Raw genomic sequence first — 13,226 nt, forward strand, 5'->3', positions numbered from 1 at the left:
CAGCACCACAGCACGAAGAACAGCGGCCGCCCCGGACGGGGCGGCCGCTGTCGTGCGTACGGACCGGTGGTCAGCCGCGAGCGGCGGCCTTTCCGGCCCTGCGGCCGAAGAACGTACCGTCGCCCAGTGACGTACCGCTGATGTATCCCTCGCCGTGGATGCCCGAGCTCGCCCGGCCGGCCGCGAACAGCCCGGGAACGGGCCGGCCGGAGAGGTCCAGCACCGCTCCGTCCACGGTGGTGTGCAGGCCGCCCAGGGTGAAGCCGGCGATGCCCGTCCCCCCGTTCGCGCTCCCCCCTTCCCCGGGGTCGAAGCCCTGCCGCGGGTCGATCGCCGCGAAGGGTCCCTTCAGCGGCCGCAGCCACCGGGCGTCCTTGCGGAAGTACGGGTCCTCGCCCTTCTCCGCGTACGCGTTGTACGTGCCGACCGTCGACTCCAGCGCGCCCGCGGGCATGCCGAGCTCCGCCTCCAGCTCGGCGAGGGTCTCCGCGGCGAACCGCGGGAACACGCCCCACCGCTCCGCCTCGGGGACGGCCTCGTAACCCTCCTCGTCGACGATCACCCAGTACGGCCCCGGCTGGGTCCTGACCGCCGCCACGCTGAACAGGCCCGGATAGACGTCCTCGTTGACGAAGCGCTGCCCGTGCCCGTTGACCAGCATGCCGCGCACGGCCAGGGCCGGGACGGCGGTGAGCGCGATCTGCGTCACCGACATCCGCCGGGTGGCGGCGCCGAGGGCGGCGGCCATTCGGATGCCGCTGCCGTCGTCCAGCCCGTCGCTGATCCTGCCGTGGCCGAGCAGGTGCGGCGCGTGGTCGGCCAGCATCTCCTCGTTGTCGACGAAGCCCCCGGTGGTGAGCACCACGGCCTTGCGGGCTCGGTAGGTCAGCTCCTCGCCGTACTTGCGTGCGGTGACGCCGGCCACCCGTCCGTCGTTGTCCACGATCAGCGCGGTGACCAGGGTGTCGGTGTGGGTGACCGCCCCCGCTTCCTGCGCCGCCTCGATCAGCTTCTCCATGATCTTCCAGCCGCCGAAGGACTCGGTGGCGCAGCGGTGACCGCGGGGTGCGGGGCGGGCGAGCGTGGTGTACGGCCAGGCGTTCTCCCCCAGCCACATCAGGCCGTCCCTCGACGGCGGCATCCAGGTCGGAGCGTCCCACAGGCTCGGCTCGAAGGTGAGACCGCGGTCGACGAACCACTGGAAGTGCTCGGTGCTCTCCTCGCAGTAGGCCCGCAGCTTCTCCTCGTCGGCGTGCGGTCCGAGGGCCGCCTTGAGGTACGCGAACATGTCGTCCGGGGTGTCCTCGAAGCCGCACGCCGTCTGCACCGGCGTGCCGCCGCCGAGGTAGAGCTCGCCGCCGGAGAGCGCCGAGGAGCCGCCCGGCCCCGCGGCACGCTCCAGGACGAGTACGTCGGCACCGGCCGAGGCCGCTTCGAAGGCCGCGGCCGCGCCCGCGCAGCCGAAGCCGACGACCAGGACGTCGGCTTCGGCGTCGTACCGGGTCACCGACGCCGCCCGGACGGGCGGCACCGGGCGCGAACCGGTCATTGGCCGTCCCCCTCGGGGGGCGCGAACGCCGCGAGCGGCTCGGAGCCGGACCAGTCGTGGCCCCAGTAGCTGTCCGCGGTGATCTCCTCGGCGGTGTAGTACGTCTCGTCGACGAGCATGCCGTCGGTGCCGTACTCGATGTCCCAGCCGCCCGGCGCGCGCACGTAGAAGGAGACCATCTTGTCGTTGGTGTGGCGGCCCAGGGTGGAGGAGAGGGAGAAGCCGAGCCGTCCCACGTTGTCCAGCGCGCGGCCCACCGCGTCCAGGCTGTCCACCTCCACCATGAGGTGGACCAGGCCCGGGTCCTCCCCGTGCGGGGCGGGGCAGACGGCCAGGCTGTGGTGGCGCTGGTTGATGCCCATGAAGCGCACCCGCTGCGGCGGGGCGTCCGGGTCCTGGCCGCTGAGGCGGAACGCCCCGCGCGGCAGGAAGCCCAGGACCTCGGTGTAGAAGGAGATGGTCTCCTCCATGCAGGTCGTGGGGAGGACGACATGGCCCATGCCCTGGTCGCCGGTCACGAAGTTCTGTCCGAGGCCGGTCAGTACGGGGCTGTGGTCCAGGATCGGGGCGAAGAAGACCTCGACGGGAACGCCGGCGGGGTCGTCGAAGGTGATGGCCTGCTCCACCCCCCGTTCGTCGGCCTCCTTCTGGGACAGCACCTTCACCGCCGTGCCGGACGCCTCGACCGCGCGGCCGACCGCGGCCAGGGCGAACTGGTCGCGCACCTCCCAGCCGACGGCGAGCACCCGGTCGGTGTCCCCCGGCAGGACGATCAGCCGGGCCCGGCGCTCGTCCATCCGCAGGTACAGGCCGTCCGGATCGGGTCCGGAGCCCTCGGCGAACCCCAGGGCGTCGACGGTGAGTTCGCGCCAGCGGGCGATGTCGCGCGTCTGGACCCGGAGATAGCCGAGTCCTCGGATCTGCGTCATGTGCGTTCCTTCCCTCTCGTCTGACGTTGCTCGACTGCCGTATCCGGCCCGGAGGTCCGCCGTTCCGCGGCCCGGGCCGGCCGGCGGTCTAGATCATGGAGCGCATCGGACCGGGCGGCGGTTCGATGCCCAGCTCGGTGAGTGCGGAGGCGTGGAAGACCGAACCGGTCACGTGGATGGCGTGGGCCAGGCCGGTGTGGACGTCGCGCCAGAACCGCTGGATGGGGTTGTCCATGCGCATGGCGTTGCCGCCGGAGCGTGCGACGATCTCGTCGACCGCGCGGACCGCGCGCCAGGCGGCCTGGACCTGGGTGCGCCGGCCCACGGCCCGCCGGTGGAAGGTGACCTCCTTGCCGGCCGCCACCAGGTCGTGGACCCGGCAGATGTTGTCCAGCAGGGCCGACCGGGAGGCCGCGATCTCCGCCGCCGCCTCGCTGAGCGCGTACAGCGCGTGGGGGTCGTCCTTGACCGCCGCACCGGTGACCTGGACGCGGTTGCGCTGGTACGCCAGGTGGTGCGCCAGGGCCCCCTCGCAGGCGCCGATGACGGCCGCGGTGATCCCCAGCGGGAACGCCTGGGAGAAGGGCAGGTGGTAGAGCGGGTTGGTGAGTCCGGCATCCTTGGCCTGGGTGCCGTCCACGACCTTGTCGTAGGCGATGACCCGGTAGTCGGGGACGAAGGCGTCCTTGACGATGATGTCCTTGCTGCCCGTCCCCCGCAGTCCGACGACGTCCCAGGAGTCCTCGACGATCTCGTAGTCCGAGCGGGGCAGGATCGCGTGCAGCATCGTCGGCGGCATGACCGCCTTGCCCTCGCGGTCGCCCAGCATGGCGCCGAGGAAGATCCAGTCGCAGTGGTCGGTGCCGGAGGAGAACTGCCAGCGGCCGTTGAAGACATAGCCGCCGTCGACCGGCCGGAGCACGCCCATCGGCGCGTACGGGGAGGCGATCCAGGTGTCGGGGTCCTCGCCCCAGACCTCCTCCTGCACCCGGGGGTCGGCCATCGCCATCTCCCAGGGGTGGACGCCGACGACACCGGAGACCCAGCCGGTCGCCCCGTCGCAGGCCGCGACCTTCATGACGGCCTCGGCGAACTCCCGCGGGTGCAGCTCGAGTCCGCCGTGCGCCGCGGGCTGGAGCATCCGGATCACTCCGGTCTCCCGCAGCGCCTTGGCCGCCTGGTCGTCGAGTCTGCCGAGCGATTCGCTCGACGGGCCCAGCGCGTGCAGCTCCTCGGCGCGCTCGGCGATTGCGTCAAGTACCTGATGAGCCATGGCCGGCCTCACTTCTTCGCGGCGAGCGCGACGGCGATTTCGATGAGCTGGTCCTCCTGGCCGCCGACGAGCTTGCGTCGCCCGGCCTCCAGGAGGATCTCGGCGCCGGAGACGCCGTACTTGGCGGCCTGGCGGCCGGCGTGCTTGAGGAAGCTGGAGTAGACCCCGGCGTAGCCCATGGTCAGCGACAGCTGGTCGAGCAGGCACTCGCCGTCCATGACCGGGCGTACGACGTTCTCGGCGGCCTCGATGATCTTCAGGGTGTCGATGCCGGTGCGGATGCCGAGCTTCTCGGCGACCGCGACGAAGGCCTCGACCGGGGTGTTGCCGGCGCCCGCGCCGAACCGGCGCGTCGAGCCGTCGATCTGCTGCGCGCCGGCGCGTACCGCGAGGACGGAGTTGGCGACGCCGAGCCCCAGGTTCTCGTGTCCGTGGAAGCCGACCTGCGCGTCGTCGCCCAGCTCCGCGACGAGCGCCGCGATCCGGTCGCTGGTCTGCTCCATGACGAGGGCGCCCGCGGAGTCGACGACGTACACGCACTGGCAGCCGGCGTCGGCCATGATGCGCGCCTGCTTCGCCAGCACCTCCGGGGGCCGGCTGTGCGCCATCATCAGGAACCCGACCGTCTCCAGGCCCAGGTCGCGGGCGAGTCCGAAGTGCTGGACCGCGATGTCGGCCTCGGTGCAGTGGGTGGCGATCCGGCAGACGGAGGCACCGTTGCCGGCGGCCTCGCGGATGTCGTCCTGGACTCCGAGGCCGGGCAGCATGAGGAAGGCGATTTTCGCCCGCTGCGCGGTCTGCACCGCCGCCTTGATCAGTTCCTGCTCGGGGGTGTGGCTGAAGCCGTAGTTGAACGAGGATCCGCCGAGGCCGTCGCCGTGGGTCACCTCGATGACGGGGACTCCGGCGTCGTCGAGCGCGCCCACGATCGACCGGACGTGTTCGACGGTGAACTGGTGCTGCTTGGCGTGCGAGCCGTCCCGCAGGGACGAGTCGGTGACGCGGATGTCGAGGTCGGTGCTGTAGGGCATGGCAGGAGAACTCCTTGGGTGGTCAGGACGCGGCGCGCTGGGAGGCGATCCGCTGGGCGAAGCCCTCACCGACCTTGGTGGCCGCGGCGGTCATGATGTCGAGGTTCCCGGAGTACGGCGGCAGGAAGTCCCCCGCTCCCTCCACCTCCAGGAACACCGCGACACGGGCGAGGCCTCCGTTCACCGCGGACGGGTCGTCGAACTGCGGCTCGGCGCGCAGGCGGTAGCCCGGGACGTAGGAGGCGACCTGGCCGACCACCTCGTGGATCGAGGCGGCGATCGCCTCCCGGTCGGCGTCGGCCGGGATGGAGCAGAAGACGGTGTCCTGCATGAGCATCGGCGGCTCGGCCGGGTTGAGGATGATGATGGCCTTGCCCCTGGCCGCACCGCCGATGGTCTCGATGCCCCGGCTGGTGGTGATCGTGAACTCGTCGATGTTGGCCCGGGTCCCGGGGCCGGCGGACGGCGAGGCGACGCTGGCCACGATCTCCGCGTAGGCCACCTCGGTCACCCGGGAGACGGCGTGCACCACGGGGATGGTGGCCTGTCCGCCGCAGGTGATCAGGGAGACGTTGGGCGCGTCCAGGTGCTCGCCCAGGTTGACGGCCGGGACGACGGCGGGGCCGAGCGCGGCCGGTGTCAGGTCGACGGCCTGGATGCCCAGTTCTGCGTACTTCGGGGCGTTCGCCTTGTGGACGGACGCCGAGGTCGCCTCGAAGACCAGGTCCGGGCGTTCGTCCTGGGCCAGAAGCTCGTCCACGCCCTCGGCGCCGGCGTGCAGGCCCTCCTCGGCCGCCCGCTTGAGACCCGGGCTCTCCGGGTCGATTCCGATCATCCACCGGGGTTCGATGCCGTCGGAGCGGAGCAGCTTGTACATCAGGTCGGTTCCGATGTTGCCGGAGCCGACGATCGCGGCGGTCGCCTTGGTCACTGTTCGAACCTCATCCGAGTCGAGGGGCCGGGGCCCCAAGGTGTCAGCGCGGTCGGTCCACCGCCCTGGATCTCCCGCTGAGCGGGAGCGCGGCCCCGTCGCGGCGGAGCGGGAGGCGGTTCACCCGTCGTAGGTGACCTTGAGCCGTTCACTGACCGGGAGCGCCTGGCAGGCGAGGATGAGCCCGTCGGCGAGGTCCTGGCTGTCGAGGACCTCGTTGCGCTCCATGGTCACCTCGCCCTCGCGGAGCACGCAGGCGCAGGCGCTGCAGGCGCCCTCCCGGCAGGAGAACGGGGCGTCCAGGCCGGCTTCGAGGAGGGCGTCGAGCAGCTTCCTGCCGGCGGGCCAGTCCACGGTCCTGGTCTTCCCGTCGAGTTCGACCTCGACGGTGCTCTTCGGACCCGACGGCGCGGCTGTTGTCTCCGGCGCGGCGAACGGGTCGGTCGTCAGCGACGTGAACCGCTCGACGTGCACCCGCTCCGGCGGTGTGCCGAGGCCCGTCAGCGTCGTGGTCGCCAGCTCCATGAACGGCCCCGGGCCGCAGATGAACGCCTGGCGGCCGGTGTACGGCGCGGCCAGCGCGCGCAGACCGGACGGTGTGGGCAGGCCCTGCACGGTCTCCAGCCAGTGGACGACCGTGAGCCGGTCGCCGTACTCCTGGGCCAGCGTGACGAGTTCGTCGCGGAAGATGACGGAGTTCTCGTCGCGGTTGGCGTAGAGCAGGGTGACGGATCCGGTGCCGCCGTACAGGCAGGACTTGAGGATGGACATCACCGGGGTGATGCCGCTGCCCGCCGCCAGCAGCAGGAAGTCCTCGTCGAGCGTGGCGGGCGTGAACGTGCCTGCCGGGCGCAGTACTTCGAGGGTGTCGCCTTCGACGACGTTGTCGCAGATCCAGTTCGAGCCGTATCCGTTCACCGTGCGCTTGACGGTGACCTTCAGCTTCTCGTCGCGCAGCGGGGAGCTGCACAGCGAGTAGCAGCGGGCGGCGCCGCCCTCGCGGTCGGACGGCACCCGGATGGTCAGGAACTGGCCCGGCCTGTAGCCGAACTTCTCGTGCGTCCCGTCGGCCGGTTCGAGGACCAACGAGTGCGCGTCGGCCGTCTCGCGGATGACTTCGACGACGCGCACCGTGAGCGATGGGGGTTGCGCCACGGGGGTTCTCCTCAGCTGTTTCTTCCGGACGGTCAGGCCGGCTTCGCGGTCTGGCCCTGCCCGTTGTCACGGCGGGTGGCGGCGTGCCGGGCGGCGATGTAACCGAAGGTGATGGACGGGCCGATGGTGGCGCCGGGGCCGGCGTACTCGCCTCCCATCACCGGCGCGGACGTGTTGCCGGTCGCGTAGAGGCCGTCGACGACCGCCCCGTCCTCGCGCAGGACCCTGCTGTGCTCGTCGCAGACCAGGCCGCCCTTGGTGCCGAGGTCGCCGACCTCGATGCGCACCGCGTAGAAGGGGGCCTTGACGATCTCGTCCAGGTTGGGGTTCTTCAGTGTCGGGTCGCCGTAGTAGCGGTCGTACGCGCTGTCGCCGCGGCCGAAGTCGGTGTCCTTGCCGGTGCGGGCGAAGCCGTTGAACCGTTCGACCGTCGCGGTCAGTTCGTCGGCCGGTACGCCGATCGCGGCGGCCAGTTCCGCGATGCTGTCCGCCCGGTGCGCCAGGCCCTTGTCGTAGAACTCCCGGGGGAACGGCATTCCGGGCAGGATCTGCGCGAACGGGTAGCGGGCGCGGGCCTTCGCGTCCATCACGAACCAGGCCGGGACGTGCTTGCCCTCGAGCTGGTCGTGGACGAAGTTGACGTACGGCGCGGACTCGTTGGTGAAGCGCCTGCCGTGGGAGGAGACAATCAGCGACGGCGGGATGCACCGTTCGGACACCAGGGGGATCACCGCGCCGGAGGGGTGGCGCACCGACGGCATCCACCACGCGTCGTCCATGAAGTCGAGCGCGGCCCCGAGCTTCAGCCCGGCGCTGATGCCGTCGCCGGTGTTCTCCCGCGCGCCGGCGCTGTAGTTCTCCCGGCCGCCTTCCGGCAGGTAGGCGGAGCGCATGTCCGTGTTGTGGTCGAAGCCGCCGGTGGCGAGCAGCACCCCGTGCCGGGCTCCGATGCGTTCGGCCTTGCCGTCGCGTTCCACGACGATGCCGGTCACCCGGCCGCTGTCGTCGGTGACGAGCTCGGTCATCGGGGTGCGCAGCCACAGCGGGACGCCTGCGTCCTTGAGGGCCATCCGCAGCCGGGCCACCAGGGCGCGCCCGCCGGTCGACATGTGGCGGCGGCGGACCAGGTTGGAGGAGACGCGCCAGGCGGCGACGACGGAGGCCCACCGGCCGCGCCAGGTCCGCTTCACCATGGCCAGGTGGCGGTAGTCCTTGGCGGTGATCCACAGGCCCAGGGGGCCCTTGAGGTTGTTGGGCCGCTGGTACTTCTCGTCCTCGCCGAGCCTGCGGGTGTCGAACGGCAGGGCCTCGACGGAGCGGCCCGTCGGGCGGCCGCCCTCGTACTCCGGGTGGTAGTCGGCGTAGCCCTTGACCCAGAAGAAGCGCATCCACGGGCTCTTGCCGAGCAGTTCCATGGCGGCCGGGCCCTGCTCGATGTACGCGTCGAGCCGGGCGCCGGGGACCCGGCCCTCGGTGAGGCGGTCGAGGTAGCGGCGGATCGACTCGTGGCTGTCGTCGTGGCCTTCGGCGCGCAGGGTGGGGTTGTTGGGGATCCAGATGCCGCCGCCGGAGATGCCGGTGGTGCCGCCGTACATCGTCCCCTTCTCGACGACGACGGTGGACAGGCCGCTGTCCGCGGCCGTCAGCGCGGCCGTCATGCCGCCGCCGCCGCTGCCGACGACGACGAAGTCGAACTCGTGGTCCCAGGAGGTGCCGCTGCCGGTGCTCATGCCGTGTCCTTACGGGTCAGGAAGGCCAGCACGGCGCTCTCCCAGGCGGTCTTCTGTTCGATCATCACCCAGTGCCCGCAGTCGGGGAACACGTGCAGTTCGACGTCGGGGATGGTCCGCATCGGCAGGATCGCCATGTCGACCGGGCTGACCCGGTCGTCCCGGCCCCAGGTGATCAGGGTCTTGGCCCTGAGCTTGTGCAGCATCGCCCAGAGCGGCGGTTCGTCGGAGGCCGCCGTGGCGGCGGCCTGGGCGGCGAAGGCGGCACTGCCGTACATCCTGCGGGCGCTCGCGAGCGTCTCCGGGTCGGTGGCCTGCGTCCACCGTTCCTCGATCAGCTCCTCGGTGACCATGGCCGGGTCGTACACCATGGAGTGCAGCCACCGGATCAGCCCCTCGCGGGTGGGGTTGTCGGTGAACTCCGTGAGCAGCTTGATGCCTTCACCCGGGAACGGGCTGAAGATGTTCCGGCCCATGCCGCCGATGGTGACCAGCCGGCGTACGCGCTCGGGGTTGTCCAGGGCGAACCGGGTGCCGACGAAGCCGCCCATGGAGTTGCCGATCACGTCGACCCGGTGCAGGCCGAGGCCGTCGAGGAAGCGGCCGACGGCGGCCGAGGCGGTGGCCATGGGGTGCCCGTCGACCGGGTCGCTGACGCCGAATCCGGGGAACTCCAGGACCAGGCAGCGGAAGTGCTCGGAGAACGTGGCGAGGTTGCCGCGGAAGTTGCGCCACCCCGTGACCCCGGGACCGGAGCCGTGCAGCATCACCAGCGGGGGGCCGTCGCCGGCTTCGTGGTAGCGCAGCACTCCCTGATCGGTCGTGAGTTCGCGCGAGGTGGACTCGTGGCTCAGCTCCGTCATCATCCCTGTCCTCGGTAGTCCGGTGCCGACGCTCCGGACCGTAGCCAGCGGCATCGGCGCCACGCCTTCGACGTCTCGGTCAGCGGGATGCGCGGGTCCAGGGGGGCGGAATCGGCGTGCGCCGGTCCGGCGCCGTGCCGGGTTCCACTCATCGGAACGGGCCGTCCGGCACCGCGGGCCGCTGCCCTACGGTCGGCCCGTGTCCGATCAGGAGCACGCCAACAGTGCCGGCCCCGTCGAGGTGAACCTCATGACAGCACAGTCCTTGACCACCCCCGAGACGCTTGAGAGCGCCGCACCCACGCCCCTTCGGATGCGACGTGCCATGGGGGCGTTCGCGACGGGGGTCACCGTCGTCACCGGGATGGGCGTCGGCGGCGAACCGGTCGGGTTCGCGTGCCAGTCCTTCGCCTCCGTCTCCCTGGAACCGCCCCTCGTCCTCTTCTGCGCCGATCACAAGGGCCGGTCATGGCCGGCGATCAGGGACTCGGGGCGGTTCTGCGTCAATGTGCTGGCCGAGGACCAGGCCGACCTGTGCGCCCGCTTCGGTTCGAGCAGGGGACGGAAGTACGACGGTCTGGACTGGGATCTCTCGCACTGGGGGACCCCGTCTCTGCGCGATGTGCTGATGCGGGTCCATGCCGAGGTGTACGACGTGCACGCCGCCGGTGACCACGACGTGGTGATCGGCCGGGTCCTCGGGCTGGAGACGGTCACCGAGGAACGGCCGATGCTGTTCTTCCGCGGGCGGTTCGGCATCGAGGCGGAACCGCCCGCCGTACCCTCCCTGGAGGTTCCCGGCCCGTGGGGCTGGGGCGACTACTGGGGCTGAGCTCGCCGGCGGCTGCGGTGTCCTGGGTCAGGACACCGCAGGACGCTACAGCCAGTCGCCGTGCCGGCCGGTGGCGAGCAGCCGGTCCATGGTCTGCGGTGACCAGGTCTGCTCGGGGACCGTGGCCGTACGGTGTGCCCGGCCCTGCGTCCTCGGGGCCGGGAACAGTTCCAGCGAGACCTGGCGCGCGGCGTCGACCACCAGGGGGGCGACCTTCTCCAGGGGGGCCTGGGGGTCGCCGACCAGCGATATGGCGGCCACGGGTCCTTCGGGGCCCCGGATCGCCGCCGCGACGCAGGCGATGCCCGGGAAGCATTCGCCGTGCTCGAACGCCAGCCCGCGGCGCTGCCGGATGCGGTGGAGCTCCTGGTGCAGGGTGTCCATGGTCGCGATCGTCCGCTGGGTCAGCCGGCTGATCGTGCCCTCCACCCTCGCCTCCACCTCCTCCGGTTCGAGCCAGGCCAGCATCGCCTTGCCCAGGGCCGTCGAGTGGGTCGGGGCGCGGCCGCCGACCCGTGAGGGCACCGATGCGGCGAAGCGTCCGCCGACCTTGTCGAGGTACTGGACCTCCGCGCCGTCGAGCACCGCCAGGTGGACGACCAGCCCGGTCCGGATCTGGAGCTGGTGGAGCCGGGGCGCGGCGGCCTCCCGGATCTGGCCGTGGGCGCCGTCGCCGCCGCCGAGGCCGAGTGCGCGCCGGCCGAGGCCGTAGCCCGAAGCGGTGTGCTCCAGCCACCTCAGCCGCACCAGCTGGTCGAGGATGCGGTGGGCCGTGGAGCGCGGGAGGTGGGTGCGGCGGGCCACGTCCTCCAGGGACAGCCGGGTGGTGCGGGTGTCGAACGCGTCCATGATCAGTGTCATGCGCTCGACCATCGACGGCGGCAGCTCCCTGCGAACGGGAGCCACCTCGGCGGGAACAACTTCAGCAGGAACAACCTCGACAGCTGTCACTGGAGCCTCCAGCCCGAGCAAACTGAAATGAATTCTTGTTTTGCAATGTAACAGCCCCCCGACAGGTGTGGAAGTGAACTGACGGAGTGTTCGGCGACGGCGGCCGGACCCGGCCCGGGAGGGAGCCTCAGGCTCCGTAGACGGGCTCGGGCGGCGCGGCGTCGGCGAGCAGCTTCCTGACCGCCGGGCCCACTTCGGACGGCTCCCAGCGCCGGCCGATGTCGGCCGCCGGCCCGTGCCGCCAGCCCTCCTCGACACAGATCCTGCCGCCCTCGACCTCGAGCACCCGGCCGGTGACGTCGGCGGAGTCCGCACTGGCGAGCCAGGCGACGACCGGTGAGACGTTGGCGGGGTCCATCGTGTCGAAACCCGACTCCGGGGCGGCCATCGCCTCGGCGAAGGGCCCCTCGGTCATCCGGGTGCGCGCGGCGGGCGCGAGCGCGTTCACGGTGACGCCGTAGCGGCCGAGCTCCTGGGCCGCGACGAGGGTGAGCCCGGCGATGCCCGCCTTCGCCGCGCTGTAGGCGGCCTGGCCGACGCTGCCCTGCAGGCCCGCCCCGGAGCTGGTGTTGATCACCCGGGCCTGGCGCCGGCGGCCGGCCTTAGCCTCGGAGCGCCAGTAGGCGCCCGCGTGGCGCAGGGTGGCGAAGTGGCCCTTGAGGTGGACGCGGATGACCGCGTCCCACTCGTCCTCGGCGGCGTTGACGAGCATGCGGTCGCGCACGAAGCCGGCGTTGTTGACCAGGATGTCGAGACCCCCGAAGGTGTCAATGGCCTGGCGCACCATACGGCCGGCGCCCTCGAAGTCCGCGACGTCGTCGCCGTTGGCGACGGCCTCGCCGCCCATCTCCCTGATCAGCGCCACGACCTCGTCCGCCGGACCGGCGGACACGCCCGCGCCGTCGGCCGTCACGCCGAGGTCGTTGACGACGACCTTGGCGCCCTGCCGTGCCAGTTCGAGGGCATGCTCCCGGCCCAGACCACGGCCGGCACCGGTCACCAGGGCGACACGCCCCTCACACATCCTCATTTGCTCTCCCTGTCGTCGCGAGTGCCCCGGGTACGGGGGTCACCCCTTCTCCCCGAACCAAGCAAGCGTTAGGCTAACAAGCAATTGCTCGGTCAGGGAAGGGACGACATGGGGATCAACTCGACGAGGCACAGCAACGGCGTTCGCGTCGTGACCATGGACTACCCCCCGGTGAACGCCCTTCCGGTCGCCGGGTGGTTCGGTATCGCCGAGGCCATGCGGGAGGCCGGCCAGGACGAGCGGACCCGTGTGGTGGTGCTGCGGGCCGAGGGCCGCGGGTTCAACGCGGGCGTCGACATCAAGGAGATGCAGCACACCACCGGCTTCGAGGCGCTGCTCGGCGCAAACCGCGGCTGCCACGCCGCCTTCAAGGCGGTCTACGAGTGCGCCGTCCCGGTCGTCGCGGCCGTGGGCGGCTTCTGCCTCGGCGGCGGCGTCGGCCTCGTCGGCAACTGCGACACGGTCGTGGCGAGCGACGACGCGTACTTCGGCGTACCGGAGGTGGACCGCGGCGCTCTGGGGGCGGCCACCCATCTCGCCCGGCTGGTGCCGCAGCATCTGATGCGGACCCTGTACTACACCAGCCGCACCATCACCGCGGAGCAGCTCGTCACCCACGGCTCGGTGCTGGAGGTCGTGCCCCGTGCGGAGCTCGACGAGGCCGCGCTGAGGGTCGCCGGGGAGATCGCGGCCAAGGACCCGCGGGTCATCCGTGCCGCGAAGGAGGCCCTCAACGGCATCGACCCGGTCGACGTCAACCGCAGCTACCGCTTCGAACAGGGCTTCACCTTCGAGCTCAACCTCGGCGGGGTCGCGGACGAGCACCGCGACGAGTTCGTCGCCACCGGAAAGCCGCTCAGGAGCTGACACGGCGGCCGCGTCCCGCGATACCGGGGCTCGCCGACGGCGCGGGTGCCGTGTGCCGGGACCCTCGGCGGTCCCGGCACACGGC

Annotated in this window: 12 protein-coding genes; 2 read left to right on the forward strand and 10 right to left on the reverse strand. The window is 71.5% G+C overall.

Annotation, left to right across the window (positions count from 1 at the left end; genetic code table 11):
- Positions 1–70: 70 nt before the first annotated feature.
- The 8 genes from DEP02_RS21860 to DEP02_RS21895 all read right to left on the reverse strand — a co-directional run bounded on the left by DEP02_RS21860 (position 71) and on the right by DEP02_RS21895 (position 9,461).
- On the reverse strand, positions 71–1,549 hold the full coding sequence (locus tag DEP02_RS21860) for an FAD-dependent oxidoreductase (RefSeq protein ID WP_112469390.1): 1,479 nt from the start codon (positions 1,547–1,549) through the stop codon (positions 71–73).
- The gene (locus DEP02_RS21865; RefSeq protein WP_112469391.1) at positions 1,546–2,478 is read right to left on the reverse strand and encodes a VOC family protein; all 933 of its coding nucleotides are present in this window, start codon (positions 2,476–2,478) and stop codon (positions 1,546–1,548) included. Before DEP02_RS21865 ends, DEP02_RS21860 begins: the two co-directional genes overlap by 4 nt.
- Positions 2,479–2,566: 88 nt before the next feature.
- Positions 2,567–3,751 carry an acyl-CoA dehydrogenase family protein gene (locus tag DEP02_RS21870; RefSeq protein WP_112469392.1) on the reverse strand — a complete coding sequence of 395 codons (1,185 nt, stop codon included), beginning with the start codon at positions 3,749–3,751 and terminating at the stop codon, positions 2,567–2,569.
- A gap of 8 nt (positions 3,752–3,759) precedes the next feature.
- Positions 3,760–4,782: a 4-hydroxy-2-oxovalerate aldolase gene (gene dmpG / locus DEP02_RS21875; protein ID WP_112469393.1), complete on the reverse strand. Its 1,023-nt coding sequence runs from the start codon at positions 4,780–4,782 to the stop codon at positions 3,760–3,762.
- Between the two features lie 22 nt (positions 4,783–4,804).
- The gene (locus DEP02_RS21880; RefSeq protein ID WP_112469394.1) at positions 4,805–5,713 is read right to left on the reverse strand and encodes an acetaldehyde dehydrogenase (acetylating); all 909 of its coding nucleotides are present in this window, start codon (positions 5,711–5,713) and stop codon (positions 4,805–4,807) included.
- Positions 5,714–5,833: 120 nt separating this feature from the next.
- A complete protein-coding gene (locus tag DEP02_RS21885) occupies positions 5,834–6,868 on the reverse strand; it encodes a ferredoxin--NADP reductase (RefSeq protein ID WP_112469395.1) in 1,035 nt (344 codons plus the stop codon).
- A 32-nt stretch (positions 6,869–6,900) separates the two neighbouring features.
- Positions 6,901–8,598 carry an FAD-binding protein gene (locus DEP02_RS21890; protein WP_112469396.1) on the reverse strand — a complete coding sequence of 566 codons (1,698 nt, stop codon included), beginning with the start codon at positions 8,596–8,598 and terminating at the stop codon, positions 6,901–6,903.
- Entirely contained in the window at positions 8,595–9,461 is an 867-nt protein-coding gene (locus tag DEP02_RS21895; protein ID WP_112469400.1) for an alpha/beta fold hydrolase, read from the reverse strand. Before DEP02_RS21895 ends, DEP02_RS21890 begins: the two co-directional genes overlap by 4 nt.
- Positions 9,462–9,660: 199 nt before the next feature.
- On the opposite strand from DEP02_RS21895, the gene DEP02_RS21900 reads away from it, so the two are divergent.
- Positions 9,661–10,293, forward strand: coding sequence for a flavin reductase family protein (locus DEP02_RS21900; protein ID WP_232839226.1), 633 nt, complete (start codon positions 9,661–9,663; stop codon positions 10,291–10,293).
- 45 nt (positions 10,294–10,338) lie between these two features.
- On the opposite strand, the gene DEP02_RS21905 is transcribed toward DEP02_RS21900, so the two are convergent.
- Both DEP02_RS21905 and DEP02_RS21910 read right to left on the reverse strand, forming a co-directional pair.
- Positions 10,339–11,166, reverse strand: coding sequence for an IclR family transcriptional regulator (locus DEP02_RS21905; RefSeq protein ID WP_112469397.1), 828 nt, complete (start codon positions 11,164–11,166; stop codon positions 10,339–10,341).
- Between the two features lie 205 nt (positions 11,167–11,371).
- Positions 11,372–12,274, reverse strand: a complete 903-nt coding sequence (locus tag DEP02_RS21910; RefSeq protein WP_112469398.1) for an SDR family oxidoreductase — start codon at positions 12,272–12,274, stop codon at positions 11,372–11,374.
- Positions 12,275–12,382: 108 nt separating this feature from the next.
- On the opposite strand from DEP02_RS21910, the gene DEP02_RS21915 reads away from it, so the two are divergent.
- Positions 12,383–13,141, forward strand: a complete 759-nt coding sequence (locus DEP02_RS21915) for an enoyl-CoA hydratase family protein (RefSeq protein ID WP_112469399.1) — start codon at positions 12,383–12,385, stop codon at positions 13,139–13,141.
- The last annotated feature ends 85 nt before the right edge of the window (positions 13,142–13,226 follow it).

This window comes from Streptomyces triticisoli (genome assembly GCF_003270085.1).
GTDB lineage: Bacteria > Actinomycetota > Actinomycetes > Streptomycetales > Streptomycetaceae > Streptomyces > Streptomyces triticisoli.

Excerpts from the sequence above, each read along its gene's own strand:
- DEP02_RS21860 (WP_112469390.1), bottom strand. The coding sequence starts at position 1,549 with ATGACCGGTTCGCGCCCGGTGCCGCCCGTCCGGGCGGCGTCGGTGACC.
- DEP02_RS21865 (WP_112469391.1), bottom strand. The coding sequence starts at position 2,478 with ATGACGCAGATCCGAGGACTCGGCTATCTCCGGGTCCAGACGCGCGAC.
- DEP02_RS21870 (WP_112469392.1), bottom strand. The coding sequence starts at position 3,751 with ATGGCTCATCAGGTACTTGACGCAATCGCCGAGCGCGCCGAGGAGCTG.
- dmpG (WP_112469393.1), bottom strand. The coding sequence starts at position 4,782 with ATGCCCTACAGCACCGACCTCGACATCCGCGTCACCGACTCGTCCCTG.
- DEP02_RS21890 (WP_112469396.1), bottom strand. The coding sequence starts at position 8,598 with ATGAGCACCGGCAGCGGCACCTCCTGGGACCACGAGTTCGACTTCGTC.
- DEP02_RS21895 (WP_112469400.1), bottom strand. The coding sequence starts at position 9,461 with ATGACGGAGCTGAGCCACGAGTCCACCTCGCGCGAACTCACGACCGAT.
- DEP02_RS21905 (WP_112469397.1), bottom strand. The coding sequence starts at position 11,166 with ATGGTCGAGCGCATGACACTGATCATGGACGCGTTCGACACCCGCACC.
- DEP02_RS21910 (WP_112469398.1), bottom strand. The coding sequence starts at position 12,274 with ATGAGGATGTGTGAGGGGCGTGTCGCCCTGGTGACCGGTGCCGGCCGT.
- DEP02_RS21915 (WP_112469399.1), top strand. The coding sequence starts at position 12,383 with ATGGGGATCAACTCGACGAGGCACAGCAACGGCGTTCGCGTCGTGACC.